Source organism: Nocardia sp. NPDC049149, assembly GCF_043197455.1.
Classification (GTDB): Bacteria; Actinomycetota; Actinomycetes; order Mycobacteriales; family Mycobacteriaceae; genus Nocardia.
Window position 1 is genome coordinate 86,957 of record NZ_JBICTD010000010.1, and the last position, 18,677, is coordinate 105,633.

Below are 18,677 nucleotides of genomic sequence, written 5' to 3' on the forward strand. Positions count from 1 at the left end.
CTGCAGCTGTGCAAGTTCGCAGGCTGACGACGTCGCCTCGGCGGCGCGGGCACGGTTCATCCGGAGGGGAATCCGTGCCCGCGTTGCCCCACGACATCAGGAAGGCAGTCCGTACCCGCGTCGCCACATGACATCCCGACGGGAATCCGTACCCGCGTTCCCACACGACTTCGGGTAAGGAGTCCGTGCCCGCTTGCCACACGACACCCGGACGGGAGGCCGAGCAGGCGGGGTTGGCCAGCATAAACCCGTTGCGCGCCAACGGTTCCGGCAAGGAAAAGATCAGCATGGGCGCACTGCGGAGCCGAGCGCTGCAGCTGTGCAAGTTCGCAGGCTGACGACGTCGCCTCGGCGGCGCGGGCACGGTTCATCCGGAGGGGAATCCGTGCCCGCGTTGCCCCACGACACCCGGACGCAGTGCGTACCCGCATTGCCCCACGACATCAGGTGGGAGCCCGTACCCGCAAAGCCCCACGCCACCAGGACGGAAGCCCGCACCTAGGTTGCCGCACGACATCCGTGCCCGCAATGCCGCACAACATCGGGGTGGGGAGTCCGTACCCGCGTTCCCGCACAACATCAGGAGGGGAATCCGCCCCCGCGTTCCCGCACGACATCGGGTGGAGCGGCGATCGCGCTGAGCCCGCCGCACCGTGGGCCTGTTATGTGAGTGCCTCGGCGACAATGGCTTGCACGTCGATGCCTGTCTCCGCGCGAATGTAGGCGGTCTCGTTGTTCTTGTAGTTGAATCCCCAGGTCAAGCCGTCGCCGGGTGGGTGCCGGGTAGTGAGCAGTGCCAAGACGTCGTCGAGGGAGCGTCGCGGGAATTCGACGTAGGTGTCCAGCTGTGGCTCGAGGTCCAACTCTGGCAACGGGACGCGCGGCAGTTCGACGCCGAGGCCGACCAATGCGGCGACGATCCCGTCGCGGGTCGGGCCGGGGATGTCGGCGAACAACCATCGGGTGCGATCCCACAGGACTGCCAGGACGAAATGCACGGCATCGGGTTCGGCGGCGCCGAAAGCCCAAGCGATACCTTCGGCGCGGCCGTGGACCGTGTACCACCTCGGGTTCGGGCTCAACCCTTCACCGGTTTCGACCGAACCGATTCTTTTCAGACTGCCCTCGACAGTTGTGGCGTCGAGCCCCGCTTGCTCAAGTGCTCGCCGCGCGATGTCGTCGGGATCGCCACGCAATATGCCGAGAACGGTATGTTCGGGCGCGATCCAGCCCTGTTGCAGACGATTGGCTTCGTTAGCTCCGATATTGAGCAGATCCATATATCGATAGTGCCCGAGCCGCCAGAGTTCGGCAATGAGATATCAGTGCACATGTGCAGCTGATGATCAATTATGGCAGCCATTCAGCTGTTGTGCCGCAACGCTTTTGGCAGTCTCGAGATATTCCGACCCGCCCCGTTGCGGTGTTACCGTCGGTTTCGATCGGCGCTCGATCTGCGTCGACGCGATAAAGGGGATATATTCACATGACAAGAATTCGATTGGCTGCCACCGTTATTGGAATCGCGGCGGGGGTGAGCATGCTCACCGTGCCTGCCCAGGCAGCGACCGAGGCGACACTCTCAATTCCAGCGGCCGTGTCCGCCCAGCAACTTCCGTCGTCGTTCAATGCGGCCGAGATGTACTGCTCGCCAGGGCAGGACGGGAAAATCGTATGGCTGGAAGGCGGGTTCTATGAATGCAAGCATGTCGGCAATTACAAGTTCATCTGGGTACCGAGGCCAGACCGCGGCCCACGCTGATTCTGCACTCGGTCGGTAGTCGCCCGTTATGCCAGACGCCGGGCCGCCAACATGCGTTGGCGGCCCGGCGCCGTCCGTGGAAGGGCCTCGCCGACACCAGTATTGCGCCGGCGACCGAGGTGAAGCCGACGACGCAGATGATGCCGGATCCCGCAGAGCCGCCGATGTGGAAATGCGCGCGTGAGAACCGAATCGACTGCTATGCCCTGAATCGACGAGAGAGAAGTGGTGGTTGCCCCCGTGTTGAGCGGAGAGAAATGGTTGTTGACCGGTTGAGCGGAGAGAAATGGTTGCTGACCACCGTTGAGCGGAGTCTTATGGTTGCAACACGTCGTCGCGACACGCACCATTTCTCTCATGCCAACATTTCAAGATCACTTTGAGGGCTTGGTTGGAGGGCCTACAGCCGTATGCGAGGAACCCGGCGAAGCGTCGAGCCCTGGATCGACGGGAGAAGTGGTTGCTGCCCCGTTGACGGGAGAGATGTGGTTGTTGACCCGTTGAGCGGAGAGAAATGGTTGCTGACCACCGTTGAGCGGAGTCTTATGGTGGCAGTACGCGCCGAGACGCCCACCATTGGACTCCCGTCAACCTCCCTCGAGATCACTTCCCCGAAAGGTCTTTGAACCGGACCACAGCCAAGCAACCCGGTCTGGAACAAGAGAACCCGCACCTGACATCGGAGGTCAGCCGGGTACGGCACACGACGCCACCACGCTATCCAGTGCAAACCCCGAAACCGTCCCGCTCGCCAGGAAACCGTCCAACCCGCGGATAAACCACCACCCCAAACGCAACACGCCCCACGAAACCCACACCAACCCCCAAAGCCGCGCCCCTCCAAAGCCGCGCCCGCCCGAGACCGCGCCCGCCCGAGACCGCGCCCGCCCGAGACCGCACCCGCCCGAGACCGCGCCCGCCCAAGCCCGCACCCGCCCAAGACCACGCCCGCCCAGAGCCGCACCCACCCAAGCCCGCGCCCGCCCAAGCCCGCACCCGCCCAAGACCGCACCCCACGGGCCGGGTTGGACTGCGGCCGTGCCGCTTTGGGCTCGGCGAAGGCAAAGCTCCTTCGGGTCCACGGTCTCCTGTGAGTACGGCATCTCGGGGTTTGCACCGGATTAGCGTGGTGGCGACGCCTGCCGTACCCGGCTGACCTCCGCAGTCGCTCACGGGTTCTCTCGTTCCAGCCGGGTTACTTGGCTGTGCTCCCGTTTCGAGAACTTCAAGATCAAAGACAGAGATTCAAGATCAAAGACACTCAGCCGCACACTTTCTGTCTTTCCGCACACGATTTCGCATGCCAGATCGTGTGCGGGAAGACAGAAAGGGTGCGGCTGCGGGGGTTTCACGATCAACTACGCCGAATCCTCGCTCGCACCCACCGCGCGCTCCGTAATCCGCACCCCCTCTGCGGCAACCGCACTCGTTCTGGGGATCCGCACTAGCTGTGGGCTGCTAGAACGGGTGCGGATTTGGGGGTGGGGTGGGTGCGCGGTTGGAGTTCGGGCGATTCGCGGCGGATTGCCTTGGCTTGCAACGGGTATACGTCGAAGCGGCGGATTGGGCGTCGGGTGGACAGATGAGCTTTCCGACCACTCTGTACGGCTGCACCAGCCCCGTCATTTGGGAGTAGTACGTACCCGCCATCCTATTTCGCCCACCTGTGGATGAGCGATTCGATCGCGACGTCGAAACCCTTGCGCGGCAGCAGCCGGCCCACCGACAGGACCGATGCATGCGATCGATCGCCCGAGCAACCTCGTCGACCCGCCATCACCCGCCCCGTGGTGCATCACGATGTCGCCCATAGGCGCGGAGAACTGGGCTACCCATTCGTCGTTGGTCAGGTACACCGATTGAACGGTGTCGTCACCATGTCCGGCCCGCGCTGAATCTGGGCTCGGTCGATAGTCGCCCGTTGCTCCAGATACCGGGTCGCAACATTCGTTGGCCGCCTGACGTCGTCTGTGGATGGGCCGCGCCGACACCACTATTGCACCGGCGGCGCGCGCACTATCTACTGTTCGGGTTGTAGGGATAGTCCTGCACAAGATGGAAACCCCGACCGAGCAGCGGCATGGATTCCAGCGCGATCCGACGCAGGGTGATCTCCACTCGATGGCCGTCGAGCATTCCCGACATGGTCGCGGTGTCTGATGTGGGGGTATCCAGCATGAGGGTGGAGATCTCCCCCGCTCCGTCGTAGCGGCCCAGCTCGAGCCGGTGGTTCCCGACGTCGACGACGGCCTGATAGAAGCCGATCGTGTCATCCATGCGCTGAAATTTGAACTCGTCGGGATACTCGAAAAAGACTCGCCGCCAACGGTTCTCATCGGAGAGGAGCGGCGGCACTTCTTGACCGTCCGACATCAGCCGGTCCACATTCCACACCCCGTACATCGGCGGCTTCGTTCGGCCTTCACCGTGCTCTTGCCAGGCGCCGATGCAATCGAGGACGATCGGGATCGCGATCCACACCCCGAGCACGACCTGGGCGACGGTGGCGATACGGTTCGCGCGACGCGACCGGAACAACGGAGGTTGTGTCGAAAGCCCGACCGGCCGCCGCGACAGCAGCACATCCAGCAGACGTCCGAGTTCCGGCGCCAACAGGAAGATGCTCAGCAACAGTAGGTGCAGCGACATTGTCTTGACCGGAACGTCATAGCTCAGGTTCAGCACGAAAACCTGGGTCAGTCCGACCGTGCTGACCACCGCACCGAGCGTGACCGTGCGCGGCAGGATGAGCAGCAGGCCGCCAACGGCTTCGAAGGTGCCGATCATGATCTCGTAGCTCGGCGCGGCCCCGACCGAAGACCACAGCAGGCCCATCGGCGTCAGTTCGCCGAACGGCGTCACCAAGGTGGTCAGCGGTGGGGACGGCATCTGGGTCAACAGAATCTTGGCCACCCCGTACAACAGGAGCTGGCCCGCCAACCCGAATCTGAGGAACACTCGAAACCAGACGAGCAAGGTCGAGTAGTGCGTCCGGCGGCGGTCGAGCACCGACCAGACAACGGTGCCCACAACCGAGATCACCACCAGACAGAACAGCATGACCCAGTCGTAAGTCCGGTCGCTGCTTGCGGTTTCGATCGTGACCAGTGGCTCGGCGATGCCGAAGACGTGCTTCGCGGTCCATTCCACGAGCGGTGTCGCCAACGCCGCGCCGCTGACTCCCGACGAGGGCTTGCTCAGCAACCCGAGCAGTGTGCTCGCAAGCTGGGTGAGCACGCTGTAGAGCCCGAAGTAGACGACGCAGAATCGGAAGACGATCCGAGTCAACGGATTCCACGCGCCGACCACCAGATCATCGCGCCGAACCGTGTCCGGTTCGGCCTGCGTGATCACCACCATCCCCACCCTCCGTGGTGCTAGTCGATACTGCCCGTCGACTCGGACCATCTGTCGAGTTCGTCGAGATGATCTGTCAGCGTGAGTCGATCGCCCTCACTGAGCTCGGCGCCGTCGACGGCCTTCTGAAATACGTGGCGATACAACTCGACGGTCGAACGGTCGTAGCTGTAGCTGAACACCGAACGCTCATCGACGCCGCTGGCCTGCTCCTCGATTCCGGATGCGGCAGCGAAGTCTGCGACGCGATCGACCTGTGCTCTCGTGAGCCCGTCGAGAAACAGAATCTGCCACAACCGTGCACCTGGCTCATCCATCGTTGCCGGTCCTCTCCGCGCTGTCGAAGTCGAAAAAGGCGTCGTCCGCGTCGTAGATCTGATCGCGCGGATAGGCGAGATGCGCCAGCCATTCGTCGAATCGATGGATCATCCCGGTGATGAGCGCGCGGTCCACATCGGTCAAGGGCGTTCCCTCGACAACCGCGCGAAACGCCCGCCGATGTGCGTCGACCTCCGACCGATCCAGTGCGCCCGACAACCAGAAGCGGGGATCTCGACCCGATCGCAGGAACTCCGCGGCGTCGGCGTCGGCAATGCCGTCCGCGACAGCGAAATCCGCGATCAGCTCGACTTGCTCCTTGGTGATGCCGGGATCGAAAACGATCTGCCACGATCTCGAATCGGGCATGCCATCGGGCGCACTGGCGGTCGAATGATCCAAATCAGTCACCAATCCGGTTGAGGTTCTCGTCGTAGGTGCCCATCCGGGTGTCCTTGGACGCGAGTCGTTCTGGCGAACTCGCCATCTTCCAACGCCCCCCGTTGTGCCCGTCGAGATCCTGCGAAATGTACAGGTTCTTTTTGCTGTGCTTGAAGATCAAGCACCCGTGGCTTCTGCCCACTTTGGCCTCAGCGTAACCGAGCGACTGTGCGGCGGCCCGGTCCTCGCCATCGTTGAATCGCTTGCCTGCCGCGGCCTCGAACTCGAACGGCAGCACCTGAGTGCCGTCGCCGAGCACCACAGCGGGCGATTGCGCGAGCGGCGTAGCTGCCGCCTCGACGCTGACGAGGAGCGGAAACGCGGTGATCAATGCCATGGCGAAGCCAGTGCGGATAATTCTCATGATGAAATCCCCAGTTCAAAAGGTGTGGCGGAGAATCGGGTTCGCGCATCGACATGGACGCGCGAACCCGACTACGTCGACGAGTGGCCGGCCTCAGAAGACCGTGACGATGTAGGCGTCCTCGTTGATCGCCACCGAAACCCCGCCCCACGTCACCTTCCAGGTCCGATGCTCGGGCTGCCACTGCCCCTCGTAATGGCTGGAGATGGCGGACTCGACCTGGTCCTTACTGATTCCCCGCTGCGCCATGCGGGTCAGCGCATGGTCGGTGTACCCGGCAATGTAATGCGGCCGACGGGCCAGCACCGCATCGAATCGGGTGTCGAGCACTGAAACGGCTTGATCGGTCGTTGCGTACGCAGGCTCCGCCGCAGAAGCCGCTCCGGCAAACGAAAGTCCCGATACCAGAATGGCAAACGTCGCCATGGGCGCGGCCGCGAGACGCATGATGGATCGCAAAGGTTCCCCTCCTGAATAGCACCGGGTCGACTACGACCCGGTATTCGAATCAGATCCGTATTCGAATTCGGATACGGACCAACAGCGAGTCCATCGTGCCTCGCGGCCCCCTGAATTTCGTTGCCTCACGCCGTCTTTGGCACCCACGTGGCAGACGAGTGGCAGCCGGGTTGTGCGGCTACTCTTTGCGGGCCGCGGCCTTCATCGCCGCGCTCAGTTGGACACGCGCGTTGAGCAACTCGATGCCGATCAGCTCGCCGTCCTCGCCGAAATCGAGGACGGCAACGACTTGCTCGCCGCTCTCATCGTTCACGGGGAGAGTGCGCAGCGCGCGGCGCTCTCCCCTGTTGTTCTGCGGGAGCGCGAGATAGGCGACGTTGTTCTGCTCGTCCCAGGTCAGGTAGTCGACGAAGTTGGATTGCATGGCCACATCCTCGCATCGCGAGTCGCCACAACACAGGAGATCCGACTGCCATGCCCGGCACCGTCGGAGAACACCTAGGCGTGCGCCTCGAGGTAGCGGGTGAGGGCGAGTTTGGCTTCGGCGATGATGGCCGGGTCCCCATCGGGAACGAAGCGGTAGGCGACCTCGACTGCCCGGTCGCCGAGTTCCATGGTGAGTTCGACGACCATCGGGTCGACGTCGGGTGGCAGCAGGGCACGGTCGATGAGGAGTTGACGGACCATGCCCGCGAAGCGATTCCGGTGGTCGCGGGCGTCGGCGAGTTCGCCGGTGGCGCGGCGGGCGTAGTACAGCGCCACCAGTTCCGGGTGGGCGCGGTAGTGGACGCGGTGGAGTTCGAGGATCTGGTCGACGGCTTCGGCGAGCGTGCCGATCGGGAGGGCGGCCAATCGCTGTGGCAGTTCGTCGTCGAGGCGGTCGGCGGTGCGCAGCGCCAACTCTTCCAGCAGCGCTTCCCTGTTGGTGAAGAACTGGTACAGGGTGGCGACCGAGACCCCTGCGCGTTCCGCGACTTCGCGGGTGGTGACCGCGGCGGTGCCGCCCTCGGTCAGCAGCGCTGCGGCGGCCTCGAGGATCCGTTCGACGCGCTCGCGGCTGCGTTCCTGAACGGGCTCTCGGCGTCGAAGTCGGCGTTCGGTGGGCATTGCGCCATCTTCGCATGAAAGGAGGTAAACATGAATAATGTTTATGTTACGCTGCGGCCTCAACACTGATTGTCGGGGAAAGTTGTTGACAGCCAATGAGACACGCACGCTCACTGTTCGCCGTCGTCGCCGCGCTCGCGGTGGCCACAACCCCACTCGCCCAGGCACAGCCCGACCAGCTACCCGTCCCGTACGGCAACGGCGCGATGCTGCGGATCGCCCAAACCGATTGGAACGGCGCGGTTTCCGGTGCGAATGACTACAGCTGCAAGCCCACCGCGGCACATCCGAAGCCGGTGGTCCTGGTCGGCTCCACCTTTCTGTCCGAGGCGGTGAACTGGACCGCGCTCGCGCCCTACCTACACAACCGCGGCTACTGCGTGTTCACCCTCAACTTCGGGCGCACCATGTACCAGGTCGGGCCCGGTCTCAACGGCATGGATCCGATCCCGATGTCGGCACCCGAGGTCGCCGCGCTCGTCGACCGGGTCCGCGCGACGACCGGCGCGGCGAAGGTCGATATCGTCGGCCATTCCCAGGGCGGCGCGGTGGCTCGCTACTACGTCAACGAGCTCGGCGGCGCGGACAAGGCCGATCAGGTGGTCTTACTGTCCTCGCCCTACACCCTCACCGGTGCGCCGTTCGATCTCACCGCAATCGGTCGTTCGACGATTCCCAAGCCGCTGTACGACGCCGTCCTCTACAACGGCGTGGTGCCACCGGTCCCCTTCGTGCTGATGGATCCGTGGGCGATCGGCAAAACCCAACTGCTGCAACCACATATCCGCTACAGCCAGATCACCTCGAGCACGGACGAGCTCGGGCTGCTCGGCGGCATGTACCCACCGGCGGGCGCCACCAATGCCACCACGCAGTTGATCAACGAGGTGTGCCCGACCGACCTGTCCCAGCATTTCGCCCAGCCATATTCACCGACCGCGGTGGCGATGATCGGTAACGTGCTCGATCCGGCCGCCCCGGAGCCGGTGCCGTGTACCGTCGTGCCGCTGTACGCACCCTGATCGCGAAAAGCACTGCGTCAGTGGGCAGATGTCTTGATCGCCCGCCACAGCGTGCGATAGAAGTCCGGATACGTGCGTTCGACGTGCACCGCGCGGCTGCGGGTCTCCTCGTGCCTGGCAGGCAACTGGTTGATCGGAACCGCCATCGCCGCATGGTGTTCGATGTGCAGGTTGTTGCCGTTGGTGAACCAGGTGCTCAGCCTGCTGCCGCGGATGGAGCGGGTATTGCGCAGGACGTCGGCGCTTTCGGTGTCACAGAGGATGTGCTCGGGCAGTTCGACGAGGAAGTGCATCGGGACCGCGAACAGCAGCGGGAGCAACCAGAGCCGAATGACGATGTCGTAGTGGCCGATTGCGACCAGGACGAGCACGCCACAGAGCAGTGCGCCGAGGATCAGGTGCTCGGTGACGGCGCGGCGCCGCATCGCCGGGCTGAGGTCGCCGTACTCGTAGCGCCAGCGACCTGTCGCCGCACGCACCACGTCGCGCAGCACGAAATACACTCGCGCATAGTCGAACATGCCGCGCAGCAGCAGGCCGACGGTCAACGGCTTGCGGGTATCGAAGCCGAAGAACTCGGTGTCCTGCGGGGTGCCGAGGTGGCGGTGGTGCTGCAGGTGCCGGATCCGATAGTGGGTGTACACCACCAACATCGGCAGCCCGAGCGGCACACCGACCAACCGGTGCGGCCAGGACGCCCGAAAAGCCGAGTGGTGCAACGCTTGATGTTGCAGCTCGACGGCGTGGGTGTACATCGCCGCGAGTAGCAGCACGCCGACGATCAGGAAGAGCGGCTCCGGTCGCAGCGCAAGCACGACGCCGAGCGCGGTGAGCACCGCGAGCAAGGCCAGTTTCGCCAGGTAGACGCGCTCGTCGGCGGCACTGGTCCTGGCGCGGGCGAACAGCAGCCCGGAGGCAGAGTGGGTCATGTGTTCTTCTCGAGTCGGGTCAGCGGCCGCTGAGCAGAACGACGTGGGTTCCGGTGAGCGGAGTGTGCTCGGCATAGCGGAGCAGCCCGGCGAGCGCGACCGCGCCGGACGGCGTCGGCCATGCCCCGTGCTCGGCAAGCACGTCCTTGGCCGCAAGCAGCTGGTCGTCGTCGGCGCCGTGCACCCAACCGCCGGTCTCCGTCACCGCGGCCATCGCCTCCGGCCCCTGCAGCGCATGCCAATTCACCAGTGGCTGATTGTGATCGGTGGTCACGACACCCTCGGGCGGCAGCATCTCGTAGGCACCGGGCCAGCTGGTCACGACGGGGTTGTTGGCGGCGGAGCCGACGCCGTGGATCGGCACGGACCAGCCCACCGCACGCAGCTGCCGGTGGATCGCAATGATGGTGGTGCCGTTGCCGACCGGAATCCACAGTGCGGCAGGCGGTTCGACGAGCGCTGCATGCAGCGCGTGCACCACGACGCCGTGACCTTCGAAGACCGAGTCGACGAACGGGCCGTCGACATTGCCGTCGATCCAGCCGTCGGTCTCGGCGAGCACCCGCGACTGGTCGACCGCGTCCTCGTAGCTGCCGGGCACCAGGTGCACGTCGGCGCCCGCTTCCCGCATGAAGGCGCCACCGTCGCTCCACCCTTCGGGCAGCACGACCGTGCACGCCATGCCCGCGGCCGCGCAGGCCATCGCCATGGCCCGGCCGTAGTTGCCGCAGGTCGCGATGACGACCCGCTGATAGCCCTCGGCTGCGGCACGCAGGACAACGGCGCGTGCGGCCGGTTCCTTGTGACTGCCTGAGGCGTACCGGGTTTCGTCCTTGATCAAAACCCGGACGCCGGGCACTAACTCCCCCGCGTCGATGAGCGGGGTGGCATACGCGTCGGTCGGCGCGGTGGACAGGGGTGAGCGGGACAAGGTCGGCCTTTCAGCGGGAAAGTTGAGCGTCGGCATAGCGTTGTAGGTCATCTCGGGAATCGATCTCGTTGGGCGGCAAGGCATCCGGCAGACGGTCTTCCAGCAGGCGCAGCTCCGTGTCGAGCCAGCCGCGCAGCGCCCAGGCCAATTGCAGTAGGCCGCTGAGGATTACCAGCACGGCGAGGCCGCGGCCCGGTCCGACGCCGATGAGCTGGCCCACCGTGTCGGCGAGCGCTCCGCCGGGTTCGAGCAACGGCTGCACGTAGCGTTCGGCGAGCGGGCCGACCACCAGGTAGCCGAGCGGCATGGTCAGCATCATCACGGTGATGAAGATCGACAGCACCCGGCCCTGCAGTTCGAAGCCGACCTTGCTCTGCACCACCGCGATCCAATGTCCTTCGGCCAGTGACTCGCCGAAGGTCAGCAGGAACATGCCTGCGACAACGAAGGCGGGTGCGCTGCCGAGGCCGACCACGGCCATCCCGAGGCTGCCGACGCCCATGAACGCGATCAGCCCGGTGGTGCGCCGCGGCGTGCCACCCCACAGCCCCATCACGAGACTGCCTGCCAGGCCGCCCAATCCGCCTGCGCCGAGGGCGACGCCGAGCACCGTAGGCGACTGTTCGAGCAGCAGCATCGGGGTGATGACGGCGAAGCCGAGCGTGTAGAACGCGTGGTCGATGACGAAAAACCTTAGTGCGGCTCGCATTCCGGGCCTGCGGACGATGTAGCGCCAGCCGTTGACGATCTCGCTGCGGAAGGTCTCCTCGCGGCGGTGGAACAGCAGATTCGGGAACCGGATCAGCAGCAGGGTGAGCACGCCGACGCTGAAAGTCAGCATGTCGAGCAGGATCACGCCGGAAATGCCGATCAAACCGATCAGGCCGGCACCGAGCATCGGCGCGAACACCAGCCCGACACCGACGCCGAGCTGGCTGATGCCGTTGGCGTGGCCCAGGTATCGCTTGGGCACCAGCTGCGCGACGGCGGCCAGATAGGCGGGCCGCTGGAACGCACCGGCGATCGAGGTCACCGACACGGTGAGATAGACGTGCCAGTGCTGAATGCCGCCGGTCCACACCAGAATTCCGAGCACGCTCATCGCGAGCGCGGCGGCACCGTCGCTGACCAGCATCACCCTGCGCCGGTCCCAGCGGTCGGCGACGGCGCCGGCGATCGGGCTGACCAGGATGCCAGGCAGCAGGCCGATCGCGTTGACGACGGCGAAGTCGGTGATCGAGCCGGTCTGCTGGAACACCCAGATGCTCAGCACGAGCGCGCTGAGCCCGCTGCCGATCATCGACACGAACTGGCCGAGCGCGACCAGCGCGAATTTCGCGAGGCTCGGCGGCGGTCCGGCGGCGGGCGCGGCCACCGGCTCGACCGGGGTCTCGGCCTCGCGGTCGACGAATCCGACCAGCGCTGCGGCCAGCGGCTCCGCGTGCGTCTTCACGAAGAAGTGGCCCGCGCGCGGCAGCACAGCCAATTCGATGGGGCCGTCACTGAAATGCTCCCATTCCCGGCGACGTTCGGTGTAGTGCTCGGTGACCCGGTCCTTCGCGCCGACGACCGTCAACACCGGAGTCTGCAACGGCGCACGCGGATCGGTGTAGGCCGCGGTGAAGTACTCCTCGGCGTCGCGCGCGTCGTGGCGCACGTTGCGCAGCACGAACGTCTGCTGTTCGGCGTCGTCGACGTCGGTGAAGCCGCCGCGCCCGCGCAGATAGGTGAGGTATTCGCGATCGGAAGTGAGCCGGTCGGTCGGGACGAGCCGGTAGAACCAGTCGAAGAACCGCCCTGGCAGTCGCGCCGTCGGGAATCCCGCGCCGAGCCCGACGCCGACCAGCGGAATGCCCGCGGCCTCAGCCTGTCTGGCGAGTTCGACGGTCACCGCGACGCCGAGGCAGTGCCCATACAGCAGGATCGGCCCGGTGATGGCGGGCATTTCGGCGAGGATCAGCTCGGCCACCGCCGCGGCGGGGAGCAGTTCCTCGTCCGGGCGGGCGCGATCGTGCCCCGGCAGTTCGGCCGCGTACAGCGCCCACGTCGCGGGCAGCGCGTCGGCCAGCGGCTGGTAGGCGACCGCGCTGCCGCCGGAATACGGCACCGCGACGACCGTGACGCCGTCGGGGTCGGCGTCGGAGTCGGTGAGCCGGTGCAGCATTCGACGCTCGGCGGGCCGGTCGGTGCTGCGGCCGTCGAGCAGTGCGGCGAGCCTGCGGATCGTGGGGTGCTGGTAGAGCTCGATCAGTGCCGGCGCCGGTTCGATGCGCCGGATCACCTTCAATGCGGCGAACGAGTCACCGCCCAACGCGAAGAAGGTGTCGTCGATGCCGAACTCCGCGACACCGAGCACCTCGGCCCACACCGCCGCGATCCGCTGCTCGGTCGGGGTGCGCGGCGCGGATTCCGTACCCGCTCCGGCACTTTCCGGCGGCTCGGGCAGCTGCTTGCGATCGAGTTTGCCGTTCGGTGTCAGCGGAAGCTTTGGGAGCGTGAGGATTCGGGCCGGAACCAGGTGGGTCGGCAATCCGGCGCCGAGCGCGTCGCGCATCGCGGTCTCGTCGAGCTCCGCGCCTGCCTGCGGCACGACGTAGCCGACCAGTCGGGCCAGCCCGGTCGAGCGGGTCTGCACCGTTACCGCACAACCGATTACGCCGGGCAATGCGCCGAGCGCTGCCTCGACCTCGCCGGTTTCGATCCGGTAGCCGTTGACCTTCACCTGACCGTCGAGACGGCCGAGGAAGTCGACCTCGCCGTCGAGCCGCCAGCGGGCGGCATCACCGGTGCGATACATCCTGGCGCCTGGCGCGGCGGCGAACGGGTCGGGGACGAACCGGGTGGCGGTGAGCTCGGGCCGGTCGTGATAGCGGTCCGCGACACCGACGCCGCCGAGGTACAGCTCGCCGATGATGCCTGCGGGCACCGGCTGGCGGTACACGTCGAGCACGTAGACCCGGTTGTTCGGGAAGGGTTTACCGATGGGCAGCGGCGCGGTCGCGGGCAGGTGGTCCACCGTGCCTTCGAACCACACGTTGTCGACGGAGACCTCGGTGACGCCGTACGCGTTGACAACTCGGTTCGCCGAGCCGACCAGGCGACGGGCCAGGTCGAACTCCCTGACCCGCCATTCCTCGCCACCGCCGATCAGCAAGCGGACGAATTCGAGTGTCTCCCCGGACTGTTCGACGTGCGCGAGCAAGGTGCGCAGCACGGCGGGCACCAGCTCGGTGCACTGGACGCCCTCTGTGCGCATCAGCGTGAACAGCTCGGCGGGATCGAGCAGGGTCTCCCTCGGCACGATCACCAGGCGGCCGCCGGTGGTCAGTGCGCGCAGGGTCTCGCCGACGAACATGTCGAATGAGAAACTGGCGGCCTGTTGATAGGTCCATTCGGCGCGCAGATCGTAGGCGTGCTGCCACATTCCGGCCGCGTGCACCAGGTTGCCGTGCGTCACCACGACGCCCTTGGGCTTACCGGTGGAGCCGGAGGTGTAGATCAGGTAGGCCGGGTCGTGCGCGGTGTTGACCAACGGCAGATCGGTATCGTCGGAAGGGGTTTCGGCGCTCAGATAGGCGTCATCGATGACTACCTGCGCGCGGCAGTCCGCGAGCATGTAGTCGAGGCGGTCCCGCGGATAGGTCGGGTCGAGCGGCACATAGGCCGCGCCGGCCTTGAGCACCGCCCACATCGCGGTGAACAGGTCGAAACCTCGGTCGAGGCAGATCGCCACGCGCGCTCCCGAGTGCACGCCTTCGGCGCGGAGACGGCGGGCGAGGCGGTTGGCTCGGCGGTTCAGGTCGCCGTAGCTGATCGTGGCGTCCCGGAAGGTCAGCGCCGGGGCGTCGGGAGTTGTTGCGGCACAACGTTCGAACAGCTGGTGGATGGCAGTCGCGGCCAGCAGGGGCGTTGCGCTGTCGTTCCATTCGTCGACGATTCGCTGCCGTTCAGCGGCAGTGAGGATCGGCAGCCTCGTCACTGGGGTCGACGGGTCGGCGCAGGCGGCAGTCAACACGGTGAGCAGATGACCGAGCAAGCCCTCGATCCGTGGCGCGTCGAACAATTCGGTCGCGTAGTCGATGCTCAGCGTCGCGTGCTCGAGCGGAAAGTCCAGACCGATGGCGAGATCGACCATCGTTGCGGCAGGAGTGATTTCACCCGCGTACCGAACATCCGGGTCGGCAGGGGCCGGATTGTTGTGCACGGTCAGCGTCACTGGGCTGATCCGGTTGCGGTTTCCGTTGCCGGGCCGGGCCAGCGCGTCGACCAGATCAGGCAGTGCCAGGTGCTGCTGGTCCAGATCACGCACGACCGCGGCGCGCACACGGTCGAGCAGCTCGGCGAACGACGGCTCGCCGGAAGCGTCGCCGCGCAGCGGCAGGATGTTCAGCAGCGGCCCGACCAGTGGTTCCAGCTCGGCCGTGGTGCGCCCGGCGACCGGGGCCAGCACAGTGATGTCGGTCCGGCCGGTGTAGCGCGCCAGCACCGTCTGCACACCGGCGAGCACGACCATGAACAGGCTGGCCCGCCGCGTCTGCGCGTAGCTGCGCAGGCGATCGAGCAGCGCAGGATCGACGCGAGTGCTGATGCGTGCGGCGGCAAAGGAGCGCGCGGCCGGACGCGGCCGATCGGCGGGCAGTTCCCAGTCGAGATCGGCGTCGTCGAATCGATCTCGCCAATAGGCGGTCAACGCCGGGTCGGCCTTCGCGGCAGCGGCGAGCGCGGCCAGGTCGGGCAGCGGTGCCGGGCTGGGCAATTCGCTGTCCTTGCCCGCACGAGCAGCGCGATACAGCTGTGCGAGTTCGTCGCCGACGATGCCGACCGACCAGCCGTCGAACGCGAGATGGTGGACGACGAACACCAATTCGTCCGCGTCCTCGCCACGAAGCAAGTGCGCCACCGCAATCGGCCCGTGCTTCGGATCGATCGCGCTGGTGTCCGGCGCGGATTCGACGAGCGGGATCGTCGCGTCCTGCTCGATCACCAGACTCGGTTCGGTGCCGTCGTCCGGGAAACGGGACCTGAGCAATGGATGGCGGCGGGCCAGCTCGGCAAGGCTTGCGGCGAGCGCCGCCGCGTCGAGCCTGCCGTTCCACTGATAACGAATGCCGAGGGTGTGCGCGGGCAGTCCGACGCACACCTGTTCCGCCACCCAGAAATCACGCTGCAACGGGCTCAGTGCCAGCGCCACATTCTCCGGCAGGCCGGCGACGACGTCACCGGGACCGACGGGTGCATCCGCGTCGAGCAGCGCGGCAACCGCGGCGACGGTGGGTGTTGAATACAGTTGGCTCAGTGTGAGTTCGACGCCGTACGCGTGCCGCAAGGCGACGATCATGCGCATCGCGGTGAGCGAGTCACCGCCGAGCGCGAGATAGTCGTCGTCCGATCCGTGCACCCGAACGCCGAGCACCGACTCCCACAACGCGGCGATCCGCGCTTCGTTCGGGGTGCCCGTCCACGGACTGCCGATCGGTTCCTGCGGAGCGTCCGTCGCGACCAGCGCGACTCGGTCGATCTTACCCTGCGGCGTGACCGGGAATCGTTCGTGCCGAACAAGATTCGCGGGAACAAGGTAGGCAGGAATGGTCGCACGCAGCCCCGCCATGACCGCGTCGAGATCGGCGTCGGCAGCTGCCACCACGTGACCGATCAGCCGAGGCTGCGTGCCCCGCCGATCGACCGCGACCACAGCGTCCTCGATCCGCGGATCTGCCCGCAACGCTGTCTCGATGTCCGCGGGCTCGACTCGGAAGCCACGAATCTTCACCTGATCATCGAGTCGACCGAGATACTCGAGCGCGCCGTCGGCCCACCGGACCAGATCGCCGGTGCGATACTCCACGCCGTCCTGGCCGGGACGGAACCGCTCGGCGGTGAGCTCGGGCCGGTTCAGATATCCCTCGGCGACCATGCGACCGCCGATCAGCAGCTCACCGGTCTGCGCAGCACGCCCGTCGGCATCGACAACCCGGCAGGTCACGCCGGTCAGCGGGGTGCCGATCGGGACCGTGTCGCCGGACCACTCGGTCAGGTCGGCGACGGTGGCAACCACCGTGGTTTCCGTCGGGCCGTAGGTATTGAGCAGCCGTGGCGTCCGGCCGACCGCCGCCTGCCACCGGCGCACCGCATCCGGGGTGGCCGCCTCGCCGCCGATGATGACCAACCGCACCGAGGCAGGCAGCACGGCCGTCTCGCGGTCGAGCGCCGCAACCAGTTCGTGCCAGTACGCGGTCGGCAGATCCAGCACGGTCACCCCCAACGCCGCGCACCGATCGAAGAACAGATCCGGCCGACTGATCATGTCCTCGTCGCGAAGCACCACCGCCGCACCACAACTCAGCGCAGGGAACAGCTCTTCGACGCTGGCGTCGAAGCTCAACGACGCGAACTGCAACACCCGATCGTCGACGCCGAGCTCGTACCGATCGACCGCGGCCGCACAGAACCCCTCGAGTGCGCGCCGCGAAACCACGACGCCCTTCGGCCGCCCGGTCGTCCCGGACGTGAAGATGACATACGCGGCATCCGGTTGCGGCACACCGCCTTCCACGGTCTCGACGCCGTGCTCGGTGACGAGCGCCCGCGGCCGCGCATCATCGATCATCACGTCCAGTCGCGCGGCCGGATACGCCGGATCCAGCGGCACGTATCCCGCGCCGACGCGCAGCGTCGCCAGAATCGCGACGACGGCACTCCGACTGCGCGGCAACCGAATTCCGACGAGATCCCCCGCCTGCACGCCTGCCGCGACCAGCCGCGCCGCGACTTCGTCGACGAGGTCCGCGAGCTCGGCATAGGTCAGGCTGCCGTCCGCGTCGACGAGCGCGGTGGCGCTCGGCCGATGGCCGACCTGACGTGAAATCGACTGCCAGATCCCGTCTGCCACGTCGGGTCGATATTCCTCGGTGGCCGAACTCACCAGGTCTCCTCGCGCTTGTTGATAACCACGGGAGAGGTTATGGCTCAACTGATCTGAGGGCCGATCGAGCGGACGTATCGATGATTTTTCGATGATGCGCCGCACGTACCCGGGCGACAGGTGTCGAGGCAGGTGAGCCGATCGCCGCGCGGAAGTCCCCTGGCGTGCCATGGCGCAGCAGCGATGATCCTTTGATGATGGATCAGGCAACCCGCCCGAAACGGACAATGGCGCCCCGGCGTACTACGCGCGTATTATGTGGTGGTGGGTTTCGAGTGGCCTGATTGGGCGCTGGACATGCTCATCGGGATCACGCCGGACGAGGTGATGCAGGTGTTGACCAGGCAGCGACGGTGGCCGCGACGTGGCCGTGGCGGTGCGGGCCTCCAGATGCTGACGATCTGGGGCCGGACCGCAGCGGGACGCCCCTTGATCGTGGGGTTGCGGCAGGCGGAGCCTTGGCAGTGGCAGATCGTTGCCGCGCGACCGATGAGCCAGGAGCAGGTGACCGAGTTCGAAAAGTGGGAACAGGAGAACCCGTGATGGGCGACAAGGACTTTCCGTCCACCCCGCAGGGGGTGGAGGAGTTGATGGACAGCCTCGTCTTCGACGACGAACCGGTACGCGACGCCGACGTGCCGGCCCCCTTGGCGCCCGGTGACGACATCATGGTGGTGCGCTCGCTGCGCCTCCCGCTCGCGATGGACCAGTCCATCAAGGCCGAAGCCCAGGCCCGCGGCCTCACCATGAGCGAGCTCATTCGCGACTGGCTCGCCGTCGAACTGGCCGCCCTGGCCGACGACCAGCCCATCTCCCGCGCCGACGCATTACGCGCCCTGGCCGGCGTCCGCCCGATCCACCCAAGGGCCAGTTGACTCGACAAGCTCAGCTCGTGCACGTCGAACAACCGGCCGAGGATGCGCAACACTGAGACGGCAGTGCCAGTTGTTCAGGTCGGCGGTCCGACCGACGCCGAGCCTGCGGTCCAGGACAGCTCCGCCGCCACCACTCGAGCCCTGCTCCGGTCGGTACCATCTGCGGTAAAGGCTGAGCGACGGGGAGAGC

Annotated in this window: 16 protein-coding genes; 5 read left to right on the top strand and 11 right to left on the bottom strand. The window is 66.2% G+C overall.

Translation table 11 applies throughout. The features are described 5' to 3' along the window. The first annotated feature begins 185 nt into the window (after positions 1-185). Positions 186-338 (top strand): hypothetical protein, encoded by a 153-nt coding sequence (locus ACGFNJ_RS33795; RefSeq protein ID WP_393457718.1) that lies wholly within the window; start codon positions 186-188, stop codon positions 336-338. A gap of 324 nt (positions 339-662) precedes the next feature. On the opposite strand, the gene ACGFNJ_RS33800 is transcribed toward ACGFNJ_RS33795, so the two are convergent. After that, complete coding sequence (locus ACGFNJ_RS33800; protein ID WP_393457721.1) at positions 663-1,280, bottom strand: hypothetical protein; 618 nt, start codon at positions 1,278-1,280, stop codon at positions 663-665. A gap of 206 nt (positions 1,281-1,486) precedes the next feature. Here ACGFNJ_RS33800 and ACGFNJ_RS33805 point away from each other — a divergent pair, with 206 nt between their 5' ends. Then, positions 1,487-1,762, top strand: coding sequence for a hypothetical protein (locus tag ACGFNJ_RS33805; RefSeq protein ID WP_393457724.1), 276 nt, complete (start codon positions 1,487-1,489; stop codon positions 1,760-1,762). A gap of 2,016 nt (positions 1,763-3,778) precedes the next feature. Here ACGFNJ_RS33805 and ACGFNJ_RS33810 read toward each other — a convergent pair. The 7 genes from ACGFNJ_RS33810 to ACGFNJ_RS33840 form a co-directional block, all read right to left on the bottom strand. Beyond that, complete coding sequence (locus ACGFNJ_RS33810) at positions 3,779-5,122, bottom strand: DoxX family protein (RefSeq protein WP_393457727.1); 1,344 nt, start codon at positions 5,120-5,122, stop codon at positions 3,779-3,781. Positions 5,123-5,139: 17 nt separating this feature from the next. After that, complete coding sequence (locus ACGFNJ_RS33815) at positions 5,140-5,436, bottom strand: hypothetical protein (RefSeq protein ID WP_393457730.1); 297 nt, start codon at positions 5,434-5,436, stop codon at positions 5,140-5,142. Further along, positions 5,429-5,806, bottom strand: coding sequence for a hypothetical protein (locus tag ACGFNJ_RS33820; protein ID WP_393457733.1), 378 nt, complete (start codon positions 5,804-5,806; stop codon positions 5,429-5,431). The genes ACGFNJ_RS33815 and ACGFNJ_RS33820 overlap by 8 nt, the downstream gene beginning before the upstream one ends. Before the next feature lie 34 nt (positions 5,807-5,840). Beyond that, positions 5,841-6,242: a toxin C-terminal domain-containing protein gene (locus ACGFNJ_RS33825; RefSeq protein ID WP_393457736.1), complete on the bottom strand. Its 402-nt coding sequence runs from the start codon at positions 6,240-6,242 to the stop codon at positions 5,841-5,843. A gap of 93 nt (positions 6,243-6,335) precedes the next feature. Beyond that, complete coding sequence (locus ACGFNJ_RS33830) at positions 6,336-6,572, bottom strand: DUF4258 domain-containing protein (RefSeq protein WP_393457739.1); 237 nt, start codon at positions 6,570-6,572, stop codon at positions 6,336-6,338. Positions 6,573-6,879: 307 nt separating this feature from the next. Continuing rightward, positions 6,880-7,125 (bottom strand): DUF2283 domain-containing protein, encoded by a 246-nt coding sequence (locus ACGFNJ_RS33835; protein ID WP_393457742.1) that lies wholly within the window; start codon positions 7,123-7,125, stop codon positions 6,880-6,882. 74 nt (positions 7,126-7,199) lie between these two features. After that, positions 7,200-7,808, bottom strand: coding sequence for a TetR/AcrR family transcriptional regulator (locus tag ACGFNJ_RS33840; RefSeq protein ID WP_393457745.1), 609 nt, complete (start codon positions 7,806-7,808; stop codon positions 7,200-7,202). A gap of 95 nt (positions 7,809-7,903) precedes the next feature. Between ACGFNJ_RS33840 and ACGFNJ_RS33845 the strand changes: the two genes are divergently transcribed. After that, entirely contained in the window at positions 7,904-8,830 is a 927-nt protein-coding gene (locus ACGFNJ_RS33845; protein ID WP_393457748.1) for an esterase/lipase family protein, read from the top strand. Positions 8,831-8,847: 17 nt separating this feature from the next. Here the strand turns inward: ACGFNJ_RS33845 and ACGFNJ_RS33850 are convergent, their stop codons facing one another. From ACGFNJ_RS33850 to ACGFNJ_RS33860, 3 genes are read right to left on the bottom strand one after another with little or no spacing between them, the layout of a single operon-like run. Then, complete coding sequence (locus ACGFNJ_RS33850) at positions 8,848-9,759, bottom strand: fatty acid desaturase family protein (protein ID WP_393457751.1); 912 nt, start codon at positions 9,757-9,759, stop codon at positions 8,848-8,850. 19 nt (positions 9,760-9,778) lie between these two features. Next, positions 9,779-10,741: a pyridoxal-phosphate dependent enzyme gene (locus ACGFNJ_RS33855; RefSeq protein WP_393457754.1), complete on the bottom strand. Its 963-nt coding sequence runs from the start codon at positions 10,739-10,741 to the stop codon at positions 9,779-9,781. After that, complete coding sequence (locus ACGFNJ_RS33860; RefSeq protein ID WP_393457757.1) at positions 10,701-17,612, bottom strand: amino acid adenylation domain-containing protein; 6,912 nt, start codon at positions 17,610-17,612, stop codon at positions 10,701-10,703. Before ACGFNJ_RS33860 ends, ACGFNJ_RS33855 begins: the two co-directional genes overlap by 41 nt. Positions 17,613-17,876: 264 nt before the next feature. Here ACGFNJ_RS33860 and ACGFNJ_RS33865 point away from each other — a divergent pair, with 264 nt between their 5' ends. Continuing rightward, positions 17,877-18,155 (top strand): hypothetical protein, encoded by a 279-nt coding sequence (locus tag ACGFNJ_RS33865; RefSeq protein WP_069162776.1) that lies wholly within the window; start codon positions 17,877-17,879, stop codon positions 18,153-18,155. Further along, a complete protein-coding gene (locus tag ACGFNJ_RS33870; protein ID WP_393457760.1) occupies positions 18,155-18,487 on the top strand; it encodes a hypothetical protein in 333 nt (110 codons plus the stop codon). The genes ACGFNJ_RS33865 and ACGFNJ_RS33870 overlap by 1 nt, the downstream gene beginning before the upstream one ends. Positions 18,488-18,677: the final 190 nt, after the last annotated feature.